Raw genomic sequence first — 16,940 nt, forward strand, 5'->3', positions numbered from 1 at the left:
ACTTTTATTCCGTGCATTATGCCAAAATCATGTTTTAATGTCACGTCAACGTCAAAGACGTGAAATAATTTTTTTCACACTAAATAATATTAATGCCATGAATGCTCAGATCCCTGTCGATCGTTCGGTCAGTGTGGCCACTTATGGGCGTTTGCACCTGGGTTTTTTTAACCTCGGTGCGGACGATACGCGCCGGTTTGGCAGCATGGGGGTGGCGATCGATGCCTTTCAAACCTCGCTGACTGCCAGTATTGGCCCACAGTCTGCGCCACTGGATAGCTGGGCCGCTGCCATTGTACACCGTCATCTGGCTGCGCTTGGCGTGCAACAAGCCGTCAATCTGAATATACAGCAGGCAATCCCTCGCCATGGTGGGCTGGGCTCAGGCACGCAGATGGCCCTCGCCATTGGCGTCGCCCTCAATCACCTGTTTGCTCACACACTCACTGAATCGCACATTGCAGCCTTGCATCAGCGTGGTGGTCGTTCGGGCATAGGCATTGGTACCTTTGTTCAGGGCGGCCTGATTGTCGATGGCGGCCGTGGCCCGAATACCGTGGTGCCTCCCATTCTGGGTAGGCATGCGTTTCCGCAAGACTGGCATTTTTTGCTAATCACCGACAATAGCCGCGATGGCCTGCATGGGCAAGGTGAAAAAACAGCATTCCAACAATTGGCCCCGCAATCGGCCGCAGCCACCCAGGCGATACAGCAGCAACTGCTCAGTCACGGACTGCCTGCCTTGATCGAACAGGATTTTGCTGCATTCAGCCAGTTTGTAGGCGATTTGCAAGCCTACAATGCCGAGTATTTTGCCCCGGCCCAGGGTGGCCTCTACGCCAGCCAAGGCGTCAGCCAGATTCTGGAGCAGCTCAAAGCGCAGGGGCATCGTGGCTTGGGGCAAACCTCCTGGGGGCCGACCGGATTTGTATTATTACCAACGCGTGCAGCAGCGGTAGCGTTGCAGATGCAATTGCTTGCCAGGTATGAAGATCGGCCTGCACTGGGGTTTATCGTCACGGCAGCCATAAATTCGCCAGCCTTGATTGAGGTCAAGGCATCTGTCGATTAACTTTTATTAAGATAATTTTGAAAAGTTACAATTTTCACGGTCTGCTCTTGATTTTGAACGGGGCTCTTAGTGTGTATATTTGAGCATGAATCTATTTAACAAACGGTTTCAGGGGGAACAATGAAGAAAACCAGCATTATGCATTTGTTTACAGCCGCAAAAAATGCGAGTCCATTTGATGTCAATATGGCATTTGATGCAGGCTATGAAAAAATTATTTCTTATACCGACGTCACCCTGAATGAAATCATTCCATTGACTCAGGATGCCATTTTCTCCCGCAGTCCGAGTGGCCTCAAACAACAGGCCTTGTTTTTTGGCGGCCGTGATATTCAAGTCGCGCTTGAAATGCAGAAGCAGGCACGTAGTGCCATGTTCAAACCTTTTGAGTGTCATACTTTTTCTGATCCTTCTGGCGCGTTTACAACCGCTGCAGCCATGTTGGCCAAGGTTGATTTTTACTTGCAAAAATCCGGCAGCGGCCTGGGCAAGGAAAAAGTCGCCATTTTTGGCGCCAGTGGTACGGTGGGTTCTACCGCGGCATTGATCGCGGCACGCCAGGGCGCAACGGTGCTAATGGTAGCCCATGCCGAAATCGCGAGCATGCAGGCTTATGTGGACAAGTTGTCGACCAGTTACGACGTCAAATTGCAAGTGGTGGATGGTAGCAATGAAGCTGCGAAAATGGCGGTGTTGAACGAAGCCAGCGTGGCATTGTGTGCAACCCCGGCCGGCGTGCGTGTGCTGGAGGTGCGTCATTTCGTCAACTCCAAAACACTGAAGGTGGTTGCAGATGTCAATGCCGTACCGCCGTCTGGCATTGAAGGCGTGGACACCTTCTCGAATGGTGGCATGATTGAAGGCACGCAAGTCGCCGGTTTTGGTGCGCTGGCGATTGGTCAGCTCAAATATGTCACCCAGAATAAATTGCTGGAGCAAATGTTGCAGAGCGAGAGCCCGATGCACATTGACTATCACGAGGCATATGAATATGCCTGTGCGCACGTAGAATAGGCTGCGCTTGCGGTTGGCCATTTTGTCGCACAGTGCACGCATTTATAGCCAGATGGCACGACGTGAGGGCTTTGACGTGTTGGCTGTGGACGCGTTTGCGGATGCCGAGACGCGACAAGCCGCACAAGCCTGTTTTATCTGGCCAGGGTTTGACAACCCCGGGGCTGCACACGGGATGGCCGACCTGCTTGCGCAACTCGATATGTTTGCGCCAGAGGCCGTTGTGTTCGGTTCAGGATTTGAAGCCAATACAAAAGCGTATCAAGCATTGTGCGAGCGCTATCCAGTGTACGCCAATGCTGCTGAGGTCGTGATGCAGGTGAAGGACCCCTTCGTATTGCAGCAGACTTGTGAGCGCAGCGGCGTAGCATCGCCCATGGTGACAAGGCAAAAGCCGGTTTCTGGCACTTGGCTGTATAAACAGATCGGAGCATGCGGTGGCGGGCATGTGCAGATTGATGATTTCGCAGCGACAGGGCCGTCTGCAGCTTTTGACCAAACCTATTGGCAAGTTTTTCAAGCGGGCCAGGCCGTTGGTCTGTTGTTTATCGCCCAGTCGAACGCATGCCAGCTGATTGGCGTACATGCGCTCAAACAGCGCCCCGGCGGCTTTACCTATGCCGGCGCGAGCCGCCTGCACGATGAAAAAATATGGGCGGCAGCGCAGCAGGTGTTGAACGCGCTCCTGCCAAAGTTAAATTTGGTTGGCTTGAATAGCCTGGATGCGATCTGGGTAGAGGACACTTTACATGTGCTCGAGATCAATCCACGACTCAGTGCCAGCATGCGATTGTATAGCCAGAGGCCTCTGATACAGGCACATCTGGCCAGTTGCCAGCAAGCGCAAGGGCCTGCACTTAGTCGACTGACAGGCTACGCCAGCCATTGTATTGCTTATGCCCAACAGGCTATCACGGTCGGCTCACTCGACTGGCCAGAATGGGTAGAAGATCGGCCAACAACCCATGAGATTGCAGCTGGGCAACCGGTGTGCAGTCTTTATGCTGAAGCAGAGACTGCGTGCGGGGTGCGCGCGGCCTTGCAAGACCAAAAAACACAACTTGAAAAATTATGGGGGACGTATGTCTGCAAGCACATCGAATTCAATATCCACTAATGAGCAACCGTCAAGCATTAGCGTTCAACGCTACAGCGCACCGCTAGTTGCTGAGCTGGTTGCCAATGCAGCCGCCTTGGGCTGTGCGGTATCCACGCACGAGACAGGGGCAACCATCGTCGATGCGGGCATTCAAGTGCCGGGAGGATTGGAAGCTGGTCGCCTGATTGCTGAAATCTGTATGGGCGGACTCGGTAATGTGGCCTTGCGCCATGTGCCGCAATTTGCCAACTGGCCATTAAGTGTGGTGGTCACGGCCAAACAACCGGTGATTGCCTGCCTGGGCAGCCAGTATGCCGGTTGGGCGCTGTCGCATGAAAAATTCTTTTCGCTGGGTAGCGGCCCTGCAAGGGCGATTGCGCAGCGTGAAGAGGTGTTTAAAGACATCAATTACCGCGACCAGGGCGAGCAATCGGTATTGGTGCTTGAAACTGACAAGGTGCCGCCTGCCGCCGTGATTGAAAAAGTATCCAAAGACACCGGGCTTCCGGCGAATAAACTCACCTTTATCCTGACGCCCACACGCAGTGTGGCCGGTTCATTACAAGTGACTGCGCGCGTGCTCGAAGTAGCCTTGCATAAATGTCACGCCTTGCATTTTGATTTGTCTGCCATTGTGGATGGATACGGGATTGCGCCGGTGCCTGCACCATCGCCTGACTTTATCGTCGGCATGGGCCGCACCAATGATGCGATTTTGTTCGGTGGCTTTGTGCAGTTGTTTGTGAATACGGACGATGCTGCCGCAGAAGCCCTGGCAACACAATTACCTTCTTCCGCCTCCAAAGACTATGGTCGTCCTTTTGCTGAGGTATTTAAAGCGGTCAATATGGACTTTTACCAGATTGATCCGATGTTATTCTCTCCGGCCAAAGTCAGTGTCAGTAATGTGAAAACAGGCCGCACATTCTTTGCCGGAAAGTTTAATGAAGATCTTTTAAATCAATCTTTTGGTAGCTAAATCTAAAGTGATTTAATATGTTCTGAACGCAGGCGTCGGGTCTCAAAACCTGCACCTGCGTCATCGTACAAGCCTTATGCAAGTTGTTCCCATTTTTACTGACGAAGTGGCCCAGGCCGGTGGCTGGCATGGTCAGAGCTTGGCTCAGGCGTTTGCACGTCGTGGCTGGCAAGCGCTGATGGTGTCACTGGATAGCTGTCATCTGAGTATCGCTAATCAGCAGGTGCTGATTCATATCCCCGGCTTGACCCAACCAGCCCCCATGGCCTTTGTGCGTGGGGTGGCCGCAGGCACGACACAACAAATTATTACGCGCATGAACCTGCTGCATACTTTGCAGCGGCAGGGCATGGTCATTTATAACTCGGCACGTGCCATCGAAACCACGGTGGATAAAGGGCTCACCAGTCAATTTTTGGCAGAGCAGGACGTGGCGACGCCAGCTACCTGGGTTTGTGAGCATCGGCACATTGCGCATATGTTGATGCAGCAGGCACTGGATACTGGAAAAACGCTGGTGATCAAGCCTTTGTTTGGCTCGCAAGGCAAAGGCGTGCGTCTCATCGAAAGCCGTCAGCAGTTTGCCTTGCCGCAAGACCCTTTCGTTGATGGCGTGTATTACTTGCAGGAAAAAATTGAATGCGGGCCTTACCAGCATGATTACCGTGTGTTTGTGGTGCGCGGGGAGCCGATTGCCGTGATGCAGCGGCAAGGTGACAGCTGGTTGCATAATGTGGCGCGTGGTGCACGTTGCAGTGCCTGTGACGAACAGGATGTGGCTGACATTGGCGTGCGTGCTGCACAGGCTGTGAATATCGCCTATGCCGGGGTCGACGTGATGCGGGACAAGCATGGCAAATTGTGGGTGATCGAGGTCAACAGTATCCCGGCCTGGCGTGGGCTGCAAAGTATTACCTCGTTTGACATCGCGGATGTGCTGGTCAATGATTTGTTACAGCTGGCTGATGCTTAAATGATGCAGATGAATACACAGATTCAAACCGCCTATTTGCAGGCTTGCCTGGCCGAGCTAGAAGCGCTCAAGCCCGGCAATGTGCATATTTTTGCCGATGGACATGGCATGCAGGTCCAGCATTTCGTTGAGAGCGCACGTGTCTCGGCACCTGCGCTGTGTGATGATGCACAATTTGGCAAGCGCAGCCTTGGGCAACGTATTTTGCAGGCCTTGCAGGCCACCTACACCCAAGTCGGTTGCAATACCAATTTGGGGATTGTCTTGTTGGCCGCGCCGCTGGTGCAGGCTACGGTGGATTATGCGGCTTTGCCGTTAAAGACCGGCTTGCAGCAAGTCTTGCAGCAGACCACGGTGGAAGATGCGGCAGCGGTCTATGCCGGGATTCGTCTGGTGAATCCGGCCGGCATGGGGCAGCGCAGTGAGCATGATGTCTCAGAAGCGCCACAGATCACCTTGTTGCAAGCCATGCAACTGGCCAGCGCGCAGGATGAAATCGGCCGTCAATATAATGAGGGCTATGCCCGTCTGTTTGAGGAAGCACTGCCCCTTTATCATGAACAATGCCAACGCTGGGAACGTCCCGCCTGGGCGTTGACGGCGGCTTATTTGTACTGGCTTTCAAGCGTGCCGGATAGTCATATTGTACGCAAATATGGCTTGCAGACAGCGCTGGAGGTGCAAACTACCGCCGGGCAGCATTATCAGGCACTGCTGGCGCTAGATAATCCTAAAACCTACCTGCCTGCATTGCTGGCCTGGGATCAGTCACTCAAAGCGGAGCGCTTAAATCCGGGCACCAGTGCGGATTTAACGGTCATCACAGCCATGTTGGCAACCATGCAAACAACGGGCGCCCACACCCTATAAGTCAATGCCTGACCTGCGGTATACTGCAGGATTGACATGTTTTAGTCAGTCTGGAGCCGCGTATGTCCGAGCAAGTATTCACCGAGCAGGAAATTCAACAGCATCTGAGCGCATCTTTGCCGCATTGGTACTATGAAGAAGGCTGGATACGCCGAAAATATAAAACCAATAGCTGGAAAGGGACGCTGATGGTGGTTAACACCATCGGTCATCTAGCAGAAGCGGCTTGGCACCATCCTGACCTGACGGTTTCTTATGCCTTTGTCATCGTCAAGTTATGCACGCACAGCGCAAAAGGCATCACGATGAAAGACATAGAACTCGCCAGAAAAATTGAAGAGGTGATTCAATGGCAACCTGCTCAGCAAGCAGGCTCAGCCTTAGAGGGCACACCACAAGATGACCTCCGCTTTAGTTACGTCAAATACGACCAATAACTGTTTTTACGTTTAATCTTCATTGTTGTTGTATGCCTGCCCCAGATAAAAGCCATCTACCGCCAGCGATCTTTTTTATGGGCCCGACGGCTAGTGGCAAAACAGCCGCCACCATTGCGCTAGCCCAGCGCTTTCCGGTGGAAATCATCAGTGTCGATTCTGCGCTCGTCTATCGCGGCATGGACATTGGCACCGCCAAACCCGATGCCGAGACCTTGCGCCAGGCGCCACACCATTTAATCGATTTAATCACGCCACTGGAGCAGTATTCCGCCGCCCAATTTGCCAAGGATGCGTTAGCGCTCATGCACACTGCCACCGCCAACGGACGCATCCCGGTGCTCGTGGGCGGCACCATGCTTTATTTCAACGCCTTGCAACATGGCTTGAGCGACTTGCCGCCGGCGGACCCTGTCATCCGCGTGCAAATCGAAGCTGAAGCCAGTGCGGTTGGCTGGCCTGCCATGCATGCCCAATTAGCCAGCATAGACCCCAGCGTCGCTGCCAAAATCCATACCACTGACTCACAACGCATCGAACGCGCCTTGGAAGTGTATCGCATCAGTGGTCAGCCCATGAGTGTCCTGCGCGCGCAGTCCGAAAAAGTCACGCTACCGTTTGATATCCTCAAAATCGCCCTCATGCCTAGCGATCGCGGTGTCTTGCATCAGCGCATTGCCGATCGTTTTCAAGCCATGCTGAAACAAGGCTTTATTGAGGAGGTTCAAGGCTTGCTCAATTCCTATCCGCAACTCACCACCGAGACACCAAGTATGCGTTGTGTCGGTTACCGTCAGGTGTTGCAGCACCTCAATGACGAGATTGACCTGCCCACCCTGGCTGATCACGGCGTCTACGCGACGCGGCAATTGGCGAAGCGCCAACTCACCTGGTTACGTGGTATGGATGATGTCGAGGTCCTGGATTGCCTGAGTCATGATTGGACAAATCAGATGCTGACAAAGATAAAATCGCATCTCTAATTGTTGATTGATGTTTGAAACAAAAAAGCCTGACAAGAATGTCAGGTTTTTTACTATTGCAGAACCTATTTAATAGGCGCTGTCTTGTCCCACGGCGGTCAACCAAACGGTTTTTGCTACGATCAACATATCCAGACGAGGGCTCCAGTTGCGCAAGTACTCCAAATCGTAATGTACCCGCTGCTCCATTTTTTCCAAGGTGTCAGTCTCGCCACGAAAGCCGTTGACCTGCGCCCAGCCGGTAATCCCAGGCTTGACCTTATGGCGCACCATATAGCCTTTAATCAGTTTGCGGTACTCTTCATTATGCGCCACCGCATGAGGGCGTGGCCCAACAACACTCATGCGTCCTTGCAGCACATTAATAAACTGAGGTAACTCATCCAGTGACGTTTTGCGCAAAAAAGCACCCAGGGGCGTGATGCGCTGGTCATTTTTAGTCGCTTGCGTCACTTTGGTACCATCCTCAGTCACGGTCATTGAGCGGAACTTATACACCAGAATCTCCTGGCCATCCAACCCGTAACGGCGCTGCTTGAATATCACCGGACCTGGGGAGGTGAGTTTTACCCCCGCTGCGATAATCAGCAAGATGGGGGAGATTAATATCAGTACAATTAATGAAAACAAAATGTCTGCCGTGCGTTTAATCATGCCGTCCACCCCTGTAAACGGCGTTTCGCAAACAGAAACCACAGGAATGCCATTCACGTCGGAAACCCGGCCCTGAATCAAATCAGTGACAAAAATATCAGGCACAAAATAAATTGAGGCGGTGGTATCTTTCAAGTCATCCAGCAGTTTCAAAATGCGAGGATGGCTAGACATCGGCAGCGCAATATAAATAGTATGTATCTGGTGTGACTTGCAGTAGAGAGGAATATCCGTCAAGGCGCCTAAGATCTCAAAGCCATGATTCTGGGGCGCGCGCTCAGGCGCGCGATCCTCAAAAAAGCCCAATACGTTGACACGGCTATATTCATCAGCCAGTAAATTATTTGCAACAACCAAGCCTTGTTCATTGAGGCCAATGATCACTGCATTTTTGGCTGCCCCCTGCAAACGGATGAAAAATGGAGAAAGCTCTTTGAGTGCCGTCAGGCCCAGAATCTGCGCAATAGGTGTACCGATTAGCCATGTATAAATGATTTGAGGCGTAAATAGCGACATGTAACCAGTGATTTCGGCAAAGATCAGCACCATGCTTGCCAACAATAACCACTGAAAAATGACATCCCGCGACATTTTCCAAAAACCTAACCGTATTTTTGCGCCACTTGGAAATGTGACCGAAAACAAAAGAATTGAGGTGAAAAAGATCGAGATTGGAATACGGTCTTCAAAATAGATAAAAATTCCCCACATGAAAAAAACCATAATCAGCGGCTCGACAATCGACTCTACAAAATAAAGCGGGCTGCGTGGGCCAGAAGAGAGTCCAGCAATGGTTCTGATTGGGGGTTTGATTGTTTTTTTCATGATTTCTAAGTTCTGGGTATCGATTTGAGTTTAACCAAATTAAACAAAGTCAGCAATTACCAATTGGTAAGAAAACTAAAGGGATGATGATAAAAATATATTTTTCTTTCACTGAGGAGTTTACGCGCCAAGGTCAAGATAATAAAACGATTATCAAAAAGTTAAATTTCTGTAGTAATAAATCCAGATTTACAGGTTAGAATGTAAGTCAAGTATCTAATCGAAGTTGCTTAAATTATGTCATCACACAAGCAATCACAAAAAATCAGAATAAATCCCGCTTTACAATGTTGGCTTGCTTTTTCGTTTGGTATTGCTTCAGTCAACGTCGTTGCTGATGAGTTTGATACTTTGCAATTCAATACCTCTGTAAGTCGTGCTTATGATGACAACTTATTTAGAGTTAAAAATAATCAAACATCTGACCAAATTACGACCTATACTGCGGGTATCAAGCTTGATAAAACATATTCTTTACAACGTATTATTGCTGACATTTCATATGTAGATTACAAGTATCAAAATAGTACTTTTCTGGATTTTGATGCAATTAATTACGATGCAAAATGGCTATGGTCGTTGACTCCAGCTTTGACTGGCACCTTGTCAACAAGCAGAAATAAGACTTTGAATGGGTTTAGTGATTTTCGTTTGCTTACACAAAACATTAGGACAACCGACGTCAATCAATTTAGAGCTGAATACTCTCCATATAAGGTTTGGGCATTAATTGCCGGACTAACAGAGTCAGATGTTCAAAACAGTCAAACCTTTAACGCAATTGCGCAATATAAAGCGACAGCATTAGATTATGGTGCAAAATATAACTTTGCCTCGGGCAGTAATTTAAGCTTTCTCGCCCATAACCGAGATGGTAAGTTTGATCGCGCATTAAATCCTAATGCACTGTTCGATAATGGATTTAGTGAGAATGAGTTTGAACTTGACTTCGTGTTGAAACCCACTGGTAAAAGCAACCTTACAAGTAAAATTGGACACTTATCAAGAGAGTATGACAATTTTACAGTGCGTAACTATGATGTCTGGATTGGGTATGTACGTTACGATGTGCTTTTAACTGGAAAGATCAGAGCCAGTATTGATTTGACTCGCTCAGCAAGTCCCTTTGAGACTGAATATAGTACATACAGCCTGACTGATTCCGCAACTCTAGGGTTTAATTATTTATATTCGGAAAAAATTACAATCTCCTTAAATGGTCGCCTTGCAGAGCGTGATTTCAAAAAACGAGTGTTGTTGACAGCAGCTTCAAGAAATGATGACGAAAAGAGCATCTCTGCTTCGTTATCATGGCGGCCAATTAAAAATGTCGGTTTGACTTTAAACACTAGCCGATCAAGTCGAAACGCAAGTACCTCTTATAACAGTTTTGACTACGAAGATCTCACTACGAGCGTTATGGTCGATTTAAAGATCTGATTAATTATTTGTTAGGGATAACATTCCAAGATTAGCGCTAATACTTAATTCTTCTTAAAAACCTGAAATTTAAGAAATATGTCACAAACAATGGGTTTAATGACAAATTAAATCTATCTGTTGAATTAATATTTTTTAAATATCCAATTAAACTTGCATTAAAGTTGCCGTAATACGTATTTAATTATTAACGACGAAAAGAGTTCATCGCTTATGAAACAGTTTTTTAAGTTACTCTCAACCATTTTAATATTAGTAGTTTCAACATTGGCCCATGCAGACTATACCCTTGGTGCAGGGGATTATGTCAGAGTCACAGTGTATGGCGATGCAGATTTAATGCGTGAGACACGTGTTTCAGAGGATGGCGTATTGACGATGCCTTTAATTGGTGAGGTCAAGGTGGGTGGTTTAACTACCATCGAAAGTGAAAAGCGCATTGCAGAACAGTTAAAACGTGGCGGCTTTATCGCCAATCCACAAGTTTCGGTGCTTGTATTGGAGTTTATGAGTAAAACAGTCTCTGTGTTAGGTGGAGTGCTCAAGCCAGGCCGTTATCCAATCACCAGACCAACTGATGTGAAAGATATGTTGGCAGAAGCTGGTGGACTCAATGCTGAGGCCTCCGAAATCATTACGGTTGTGCGTGGTGACAAACGCAGCGAGTATGATTTACATGAGGTGATTGAACATCGCAACCTAAATGATCAAGACATCAGACTGACAGGTGGCGAAACAATTTACGTGAGTATGCGCGACGTGGCCGTAACCGGCCAGGTTTTACGTCCCGGTAAATATGGTATTCAAGGTGGAACACGCAAAATCAGTGATTTTGTCGCCTTGGCGGGAGGATCTACCGAAGCTGGTGGGGAAACACTTTATTTTACAACTCAGCGTTCCGGTAGTGCAGTGACTCAAGAAATCAACATTGATGAACTCTTCAGATCGCCTGCTAGTGCCTTGAATAAAGAGTTGATGCCTGGTGATGTTATTTACGTTCCCAAAGCACCACAGGTGTATATTTATGGCGAAGTGCAACGTCCTGGAATGTACAAGATAGATAAAAATATGACAGTTATGCAGGCAATTGCAAAGGCTGGGGGTTTAACAGTGCGAGGTACGCAACGTTCAGTCAAACTTCATAGAAAAAATTCTGAGGGAGCAACAGTAAAACAAGCACCTGATTTGTCGGGAACCTTGCAGGATGAAGATGTATTGTTTATCGAAGAAAGCCTGTTGTAATCAAAAAAGGGTAGTTTATGAATTTTTCTCAATTTGTGCAGATACTTCTTGCGCGTTACAAAATGATCATTGCGATTGCTGTGATAACGTTGTTAACAGCATGCTTGGTCAGTTTGTTATTTCCTAAAAGTTATAAGGCGGCAACGACTATTATCCTAAATTACAAGGGTGTTGATCCCGTCACAGGGCTATCAATGCCAGCACAGTTGATGCCAGGCTATATGGCTACACAGGTAGACATTATTCAAAGTAAAAATGTGACGCTAGATGTCATCAAGCGGTTACAACTAACAGAAGTTAAAGCCTTACAAGAGCAGTTTGCTAGTGCAACAAAAGGTAAGCAAGCAGACATTAATGAGTGGTTGGCAGATTTACTAGAGCAAAAGCTTGACGTTATCCCATCTAAAGAAAGTAGTGTGATTAGCATCGGCTACAAAGGCGTGGACCCCGTATTTGCCGCCACAATGGCAAATGCATACGCCGAGTCATATATCAATCTTAGTCTAAAATTAAAAATTGATCCTGCTATCAAAGCTTCTCAATATCTGTCTGAACAAACGAAGGTACTTCATGACAATCTTAAAGCTGCACAAGACAGATTGTCAGACTATCAGCAGAAACATGGCATCACAAGCATTCAGGATGCTTATGATGTTGAAACGTCCAAGTTGAGAGATTTATCTTCTCAGTATAGCTTGGCGCAATCGCAATCTATTGACGCAAACTCAAGAAGAAATGATGCTTCGAAAAATATGAGTGAGTCTCCTGATGTTGTTCAAAATCCTGTGGTTCAGAATTTGCGAATGAGTTTAGCTACAGCTGAATCCAAATTAGCCGAAATGGGACAACGCTATAGTAAAAATCACCCATCTTATATTTCGGCTGAAGCTGAAGTAGCTAAATTGAGAAGTCAGCTAAATGCTGAAGTTGATCGTGCTGTAGTAAGTTTAAGTAACAGTGCCAGCATTAACTCTCAACGTCTTGGCGATTTGAAATTTCAACTTGAAAAACAAAAGCAAAAGGTACTTGAACTTAACAGATCTCGCTCAGATTTGTCGGTACTCGAAAAAGAAGTGCAGATTGCAGAAGTGGCGCTTGAATCTGTGAACAATCGGTTCAGTCAGACTGCGCTTGAAGGGCAGTCTACTCAAGGCGACATCTCAATCCTTGAGCCTGCAGTACCACCTTTAAATCCGAGTAATCCAAGCATTTTATTAATTGCACCATTTTCCTTGATTATTGGATCATTATTGGGCTGTTTGTTCGCCATCCTCGCAGAATTAATGGATCGTCGCATCCGTAGCAAAGACGATCTGTTGGGCTTGAATATTCCTGTGTACGAATACCATATCAAAACGATTCCTATCGCAAATTAGCGATAACACTATTTATCAGGCAAAAGTGATCTTGTATGAATATTATTGAAACAGACAACAAATCAACGTTAAAGACAGTCTCTTCCAGTATTGGGCATTTATTGCTTGATATGGGAAAAATTACGGATAAAGATGCTGAACGTATTCTGAAGTTTCAAAAGGAAAAGGCCATGCGGTTTGGTGAAGCCGCTATGGCTTTGGGTTTTGTCACAATGGAGGATATCAATCAAGCGTTATCTTATCAGTTTGACTATCCATATCTGACACCTGATAAAGCATCCTTTAATTCAGGGCTGATTGCAGCTTTTGACCCATTCTCCAAAGAAGTCGAGTCTTTACGCTCTTTACGAACTCAACTGATTTTACGCTGGTTTGAACGAGGTTTTAAAAGCATTGCGATATCTTCAGCCACTGAAGAGGATGGAGCAAGCTTACTGGCCGCAAACCTGGCAATCGTTTTCTCCCAATTAGGTGAGCGGACATTATTGATTGACGCGAACCTGCGCCAACCAACACAGCATAAATTATTTAGATTAAGTAACAACCAAGGTTTATCAGATATTCTGGTTGGTCGAGCCTCTACCGATGTTGTCGTCAGAATTCCATCATTGCTAAACTTGAGTATTCTCAGCGCGGGTGCAACGCCACCCAATCCACAAGAATTGCTTAATAAAGAGGCGCTTGATGACTTGCTAAAAGTGTTTGCAGAGCACTACGATGTGATTATTTTGAACACTTCTCCGATATTAGCATCCTCCGATGCTCAGATTGTGGCAAAAAAGGTGGGGGGCGTGCTCATTTCAACGTTGCAAAATAAAACTGCATTAAAAGATACTCAAGAAGCCTATGAGGAATGTCGTAGTTTGGGCATAGATGTGCAAATAGCATTGAATGCAGGTTAGTATGGTTGTATCGACCGCAACTTCCCCTAGAGGGCCAAACTCAAAGTTACTCGGTTATATTGCAGTAATACTGGCAGTTCTGATTTTGTTTGTTCCGGTCTTTTATGACCTTTTTGTGACCGTATGGAACACAGATACTCAGTCGCATGGACCCATAGTGTTAGCCGTAGGCGTTTGGTTCTTTTATTTCAAGACCAAACAAATTCTTGAGAAGCAGAACAACTTTAAACCTAATCCATATCTTGGTTGGCCTTTTATTGTTGCTGGTGCGGCGTTATATTTGGTGGGCTATTCACAAAGTGTTTATATACTGTCTATATTGTCATTGGTGTTTATCTTATGTGGATTCATCTGCATTATTTTTAGTGCAAACACTGCGCTAAAATATTGGTTTGCACTGTTTTTCTTTGTGTTCCTGATTCCTTGGCCTGCTTCGGTCATCGATACCATTACTCAGCCGATGAAAATTGCAGTATCTTATGCTGCAGACCATCTGCTTTATATGCTGGATTATCCAATTGCACGCTCAGGAGTAATACTGCAAATTGGGCAATATAAATTGTTGGTCGCTGATGCATGCGCCGGACTGAATTCGTTATTCACGCTAGAGGCTATAGGGTTACTATATATCAATGTCATCAATCATCAGGCATTTTGGCGTAATGTATTACTTGCTGTCTTAATTGTTCCAGTTTCCTTTATTTCCAATGTCCTTCGAGTGTGCACGCTAGCTTTAATTACCTATCACATGGGCGATGAAGCTGGACAAGGGTTCTTGCACAATTTTTCTGGCATGGTGCTTTTTATGACTGCGTTGATTTTAATTATTGTGATTGACTCACTGATTCAAAAGTTGGCAGAAAAATTCAAAATCAACAGTCTGTTAAGCCAAGATTAGTCGTCTTATGAAAGATATTTATCTCAAACTCCCTTCAATCAGCTTGATCACCGGGCTCAAGTTCTTGGTTGTCAGTTTAGTATGTCTCTTATTAGCGATGTCACTTAAGCCTGACACACATTATGCCCAGCGGCCGAGCAACTTTGAACAAACAATTCCAAGAGTAGTTGGTAGCTGGGTTGAGGTACAGCAAGCGAAGCCACAAGTTAACGTAGTAAGTGATGAAAAAACACTGATTAATCAGCTGTATGACGACACTCTCATGCGAACCTATGCTGATGCAGAGGGGCATCAAGTAATGGTGGCACTTGCCTATGCAAAAGAGCAACGGCAGGATGTAAAAATCCACCAGCCAGATGTTTGTTACCCAGCGCAGGGATATCAACTAATTCATTCTAAACTGAAACAGTTTACGAATCTCGGCAGTCGAGATTCTGTTTTTGGAAAACAGCAACTTTACTACGGGCAAAATCATTATGAAGCAGTCAGCTACTGGATTCGTGTGGGTGATCGTAGCATGACATCAGGCTTGCAAATGCGTCTTAAGATTATTCAAGATGGATTATTAAAGCGTCGTTTGGATGATGGCATTCTTGTGCGTGTTTCAATGGTCGTGGCAGATGAGGCCCAAGTAAAGCAAGCTTATGCAATTCAAGAAAAGTTTCTCGCTGATTTTGTAGTCGCTGTTGAGCAGCAATCTCCAGGATTACTTTTACCTAATTAATGTTGAACAATATTGAATGACAGCTGTTTCCAATGCCAAGTGGGTGGCAGTCTCACAATTAGCAAGAATAGCCTCGCAGCTTGCCAATATTTTTGTACTTGCACGAATATTGCCACCAAGTGATTATGGATTAATGGCAATGGCCACAGTCGTCACTAATCTAGCGTTATTGATTCGTGATCAAGGGACCTCCGCAGCGATTATCCAAAAAGAAGATCTGACTCATCACACAGTCAACACGGTGTTTTGGTTTAATATTTTCGTCGGTTTAAGCATTGCCGGCATCATTATGTTGGCTTCGCCGATTATCGCAGGATATTTTAAACATGCTGAGCTGATTGAAATCCTTGTCATATTAGCCTTGGTTTTTCCTATTTCGAGCTCATCCATCTCCCATCAAGCACTATTAGAGCGAGAGTCTCAATTCAAGAAACTCGCATTTGTTGAATTAATATCTTCATTTGTTGCCATGGTGATTGCTGTGGTTGCTGCTCTAAAAGGTGCTGGCGTATACAGCCTAGTATTACAAGCAATTTTAATGGCATTGCTTTCCTCAATCCAAATATGGTTCCTATCTTCATGGCGTCCAAAAGGAAAGCCCAGTTTTGCAGAGCTCAAAATGTTGTTGCCTTTTACAGGGCATATGACTGTGTTTCAATTGATTACTTATTTTTTCAGAAACGCTGACAGCATGGTGGTGGGCAGGGTACTCGGGGCTGCCTCTCTGGGTATCTATTCCATGGCATACAAAGTCATGTTGTTGCCTGTGCAAAATATTACGTGGGCCTCCTCTCGTGCGCTATTTCCTGTTATGAGTCGGCAGCAGGGCAATCTGGAAGAAATGGGTAAATTATATCTTCAGACAATCGCCTTTATTGCGTTTTTAACAGCACCGCTTATGGCTGGAATTTATGCGCTTAGAGAGCCATTTGTAGATGTCGCATTTGGCCATCAGTGGATGGATGTTGCAAGTGTTTTGGCATGGTTAACGCCTGTTGGGTTTATGCAGTCAATTTCAAGCACAACTGGCACAGTGTTTATGGCACAAGGTAAAACCCGTTTGCTAATGTGGCTATCACTAGGCAGTGCATTAGTTCATGTTCTGGCTTATTATATTGGTGCAAGAACTGGTGTGAATAGTGTTGCAGAATGGTATTTATATGCCAGTGTTGTGACAGGCATCCCCCTGGTGTTGATCGCGGGTAATTTTGTAAAATGTTCGGCTCTGGACTTGCTTAAAGCAATCTGGAAACCAGTTTTAGTATCGCTTCTGATGTGCATTGTGACTCGACGCACTTTTGTAATTCTAAATCAGCATATAAGTCTGCTTGCCAGCTTTATTCTGGCAACTTTGTTTGGAGGTCTTGTTTACCTTCTGCTAAGTTATTTTATTTCCCCATCTTTGATGAAGACCTATCTCAATAAAGTATTTGCTAGGAAAAGTTGACCAAT

The 16,940-nt window shown here is 46.4% G+C and carries 16 protein-coding genes; 15 read left to right on the forward strand and 1 reads right to left on the reverse strand.

The genetic code is table 11. The features are described 5' to 3' along the window. Nucleotides 1–97: 97 nt before the first annotated feature. From Q9292_RS13775 to miaA, 8 genes are all read left to right on the forward strand, one after another. Nucleotides 98–1,072: a hypothetical protein gene (locus tag Q9292_RS13775; protein ID WP_313989071.1), complete on the forward strand. Its 975-nt coding sequence runs from the start codon at nucleotides 98–100 to the stop codon at nucleotides 1,070–1,072. A gap of 120 nt (nucleotides 1,073–1,192) precedes the next feature. Beyond that, the gene (locus Q9292_RS13780; RefSeq protein ID WP_313989074.1) at nucleotides 1,193–2,086 is read left to right on the forward strand and encodes an NAD(P)-dependent methylenetetrahydromethanopterin dehydrogenase; all 894 of its coding nucleotides are present in this window, start codon (nucleotides 1,193–1,195) and stop codon (nucleotides 2,084–2,086) included. A gap of 7 nt (nucleotides 2,087–2,093) precedes the next feature. Continuing rightward, a complete protein-coding gene (locus tag Q9292_RS13785; RefSeq protein WP_313989076.1) occupies nucleotides 2,094–3,203 on the forward strand; it encodes an ATP-grasp domain-containing protein in 1,110 nt (369 codons plus the stop codon). Beyond that, nucleotides 3,169–4,164 carry a methenyltetrahydromethanopterin cyclohydrolase gene (gene mch, locus Q9292_RS13790; protein WP_275355092.1) on the forward strand — a complete coding sequence of 332 codons (996 nt, stop codon included), beginning with the start codon at nucleotides 3,169–3,171 and terminating at the stop codon, nucleotides 4,162–4,164. The genes Q9292_RS13785 and mch overlap by 35 nt, the downstream gene beginning before the upstream one ends. Before the next feature lie 76 nt (nucleotides 4,165–4,240). Next, nucleotides 4,241–5,137 carry a RimK family alpha-L-glutamate ligase gene (locus Q9292_RS13795; protein WP_313989079.1) on the forward strand — a complete coding sequence of 299 codons (897 nt, stop codon included), beginning with the start codon at nucleotides 4,241–4,243 and terminating at the stop codon, nucleotides 5,135–5,137. Between the two features lie 9 nt (nucleotides 5,138–5,146). Further along, nucleotides 5,147–6,007: a triphosphoribosyl-dephospho-CoA synthase gene (locus Q9292_RS13800; protein WP_313989082.1), complete on the forward strand. Its 861-nt coding sequence runs from the start codon at nucleotides 5,147–5,149 to the stop codon at nucleotides 6,005–6,007. A gap of 62 nt (nucleotides 6,008–6,069) precedes the next feature. Beyond that, nucleotides 6,070–6,444: a 4a-hydroxytetrahydrobiopterin dehydratase gene (locus tag Q9292_RS13805; RefSeq protein ID WP_313989086.1), complete on the forward strand. Its 375-nt coding sequence runs from the start codon at nucleotides 6,070–6,072 to the stop codon at nucleotides 6,442–6,444. Nucleotides 6,445–6,476: 32 nt separating this feature from the next. Next, nucleotides 6,477–7,427 carry a tRNA (adenosine(37)-N6)-dimethylallyltransferase MiaA gene (miaA, locus tag Q9292_RS13810; protein ID WP_313989088.1) on the forward strand — a complete coding sequence of 317 codons (951 nt, stop codon included), beginning with the start codon at nucleotides 6,477–6,479 and terminating at the stop codon, nucleotides 7,425–7,427. A 69-nt stretch (nucleotides 7,428–7,496) separates the two neighbouring features. Here miaA and Q9292_RS13815 read toward each other — a convergent pair whose 3' ends face one another. Next, on the reverse strand, nucleotides 7,497–8,804 hold the full coding sequence (locus Q9292_RS13815) for an undecaprenyl-phosphate glucose phosphotransferase (protein WP_313989303.1): 1,308 nt from the start codon (nucleotides 8,802–8,804) through the stop codon (nucleotides 7,497–7,499). A 339-nt stretch (nucleotides 8,805–9,143) separates the two neighbouring features. On the opposite strand from Q9292_RS13815, the gene epsL reads away from it, so the two are divergent. The 7 genes from epsL to Q9292_RS13850 all read left to right on the forward strand — a co-directional run bounded on the left by epsL (nucleotide 9,144) and on the right by Q9292_RS13850 (nucleotide 16,935). Then, a complete protein-coding gene (epsL, locus tag Q9292_RS13820) occupies nucleotides 9,144–10,346 on the forward strand; it encodes an XrtB/PEP-CTERM-associated polysaccharide biosynthesis outer membrane protein EpsL (RefSeq protein ID WP_275355102.1) in 1,203 nt (400 codons plus the stop codon). Nucleotides 10,347–10,559: 213 nt separating this feature from the next. Further along, nucleotides 10,560–11,588, forward strand: a complete 1,029-nt coding sequence (locus tag Q9292_RS13825) for an SLBB domain-containing protein (protein WP_275355104.1) — start codon at nucleotides 10,560–10,562, stop codon at nucleotides 11,586–11,588. A gap of 17 nt (nucleotides 11,589–11,605) precedes the next feature. Continuing rightward, complete coding sequence (gene epsF / locus Q9292_RS13830; RefSeq protein WP_275355106.1) at nucleotides 11,606–12,964, forward strand: chain length determinant protein EpsF; 1,359 nt, start codon at nucleotides 11,606–11,608, stop codon at nucleotides 12,962–12,964. A 35-nt stretch (nucleotides 12,965–12,999) separates the two neighbouring features. After that, the gene (gene epsG / locus Q9292_RS13835) at nucleotides 13,000–13,866 is read left to right on the forward strand and encodes a chain length determinant protein tyrosine kinase EpsG (RefSeq protein WP_275355107.1); all 867 of its coding nucleotides are present in this window, start codon (nucleotides 13,000–13,002) and stop codon (nucleotides 13,864–13,866) included. A gap of 1 nt (nucleotide 13,867) precedes the next feature. After that, on the forward strand, nucleotides 13,868–14,764 hold the full coding sequence (xrtB, locus tag Q9292_RS13840) for an exosortase B (protein WP_313989094.1): 897 nt from the start codon (nucleotides 13,868–13,870) through the stop codon (nucleotides 14,762–14,764). 7 nt (nucleotides 14,765–14,771) lie between these two features. Further along, nucleotides 14,772–15,488, forward strand: a complete 717-nt coding sequence (locus Q9292_RS13845) for an exosortase C-terminal domain/associated protein EpsI (RefSeq protein ID WP_275355111.1) — start codon at nucleotides 14,772–14,774, stop codon at nucleotides 15,486–15,488. Nucleotides 15,489–15,504: 16 nt separating this feature from the next. After that, nucleotides 15,505–16,935, forward strand: a complete 1,431-nt coding sequence (locus Q9292_RS13850) for a lipopolysaccharide biosynthesis protein (RefSeq protein WP_313989099.1) — start codon at nucleotides 15,505–15,507, stop codon at nucleotides 16,933–16,935. Nucleotides 16,936–16,940 lie beyond the last annotated feature (5 nt).

This window comes from Methylophilus sp. VKM B-3414 (assembly GCF_032248435.1).
Classification (GTDB): domain Bacteria; phylum Pseudomonadota; class Gammaproteobacteria; order Burkholderiales; family Methylophilaceae; genus Methylophilus; species Methylophilus glucosoxydans.

Coding starts and splice junctions, on each gene's coding strand:
- Q9292_RS13775 (WP_313989071.1), top strand. CDS start 98: ATGAATGCTCAGATCCCTGTCGATCGTTCGGTCAGTGTGGCCACTTAT.
- epsL (WP_275355102.1), top strand. CDS start 9,144: ATGTCATCACACAAGCAATCACAAAAAATCAGAATAAATCCCGCTTTA.
- Q9292_RS13845 (WP_275355111.1), top strand. CDS start 14,772: ATGAAAGATATTTATCTCAAACTCCCTTCAATCAGCTTGATCACCGGG.
- Q9292_RS13850 (WP_313989099.1), top strand. CDS start 15,505: ATGACAGCTGTTTCCAATGCCAAGTGGGTGGCAGTCTCACAATTAGCA.
- miaA (WP_313989088.1), top strand. CDS start 6,477: ATGCCTGCCCCAGATAAAAGCCATCTACCGCCAGCGATCTTTTTTATG.
- Q9292_RS13805 (WP_313989086.1), top strand. CDS start 6,070: ATGTCCGAGCAAGTATTCACCGAGCAGGAAATTCAACAGCATCTGAGC.
- epsG (WP_275355107.1), top strand. CDS start 13,000: ATGAATATTATTGAAACAGACAACAAATCAACGTTAAAGACAGTCTCT.
- Q9292_RS13825 (WP_275355104.1), top strand. CDS start 10,560: ATGAAACAGTTTTTTAAGTTACTCTCAACCATTTTAATATTAGTAGTT.
- Q9292_RS13800 (WP_313989082.1), top strand. CDS start 5,147: ATGAATACACAGATTCAAACCGCCTATTTGCAGGCTTGCCTGGCCGAG.
- xrtB (WP_313989094.1), top strand. CDS start 13,868: ATGGTTGTATCGACCGCAACTTCCCCTAGAGGGCCAAACTCAAAGTTA.
- Q9292_RS13780 (WP_313989074.1), top strand. CDS start 1,193: ATGAAGAAAACCAGCATTATGCATTTGTTTACAGCCGCAAAAAATGCG.
- Q9292_RS13815 (WP_313989303.1), bottom strand. CDS start 8,804: ATGGTTTTTTTCATGTGGGGAATTTTTATCTATTTTGAAGACCGTATT.
- mch (WP_275355092.1), top strand. CDS start 3,169: ATGTCTGCAAGCACATCGAATTCAATATCCACTAATGAGCAACCGTCA.
- Q9292_RS13795 (WP_313989079.1), top strand. CDS start 4,241: ATGCAAGTTGTTCCCATTTTTACTGACGAAGTGGCCCAGGCCGGTGGC.
- epsF (WP_275355106.1), top strand. CDS start 11,606: ATGAATTTTTCTCAATTTGTGCAGATACTTCTTGCGCGTTACAAAATG.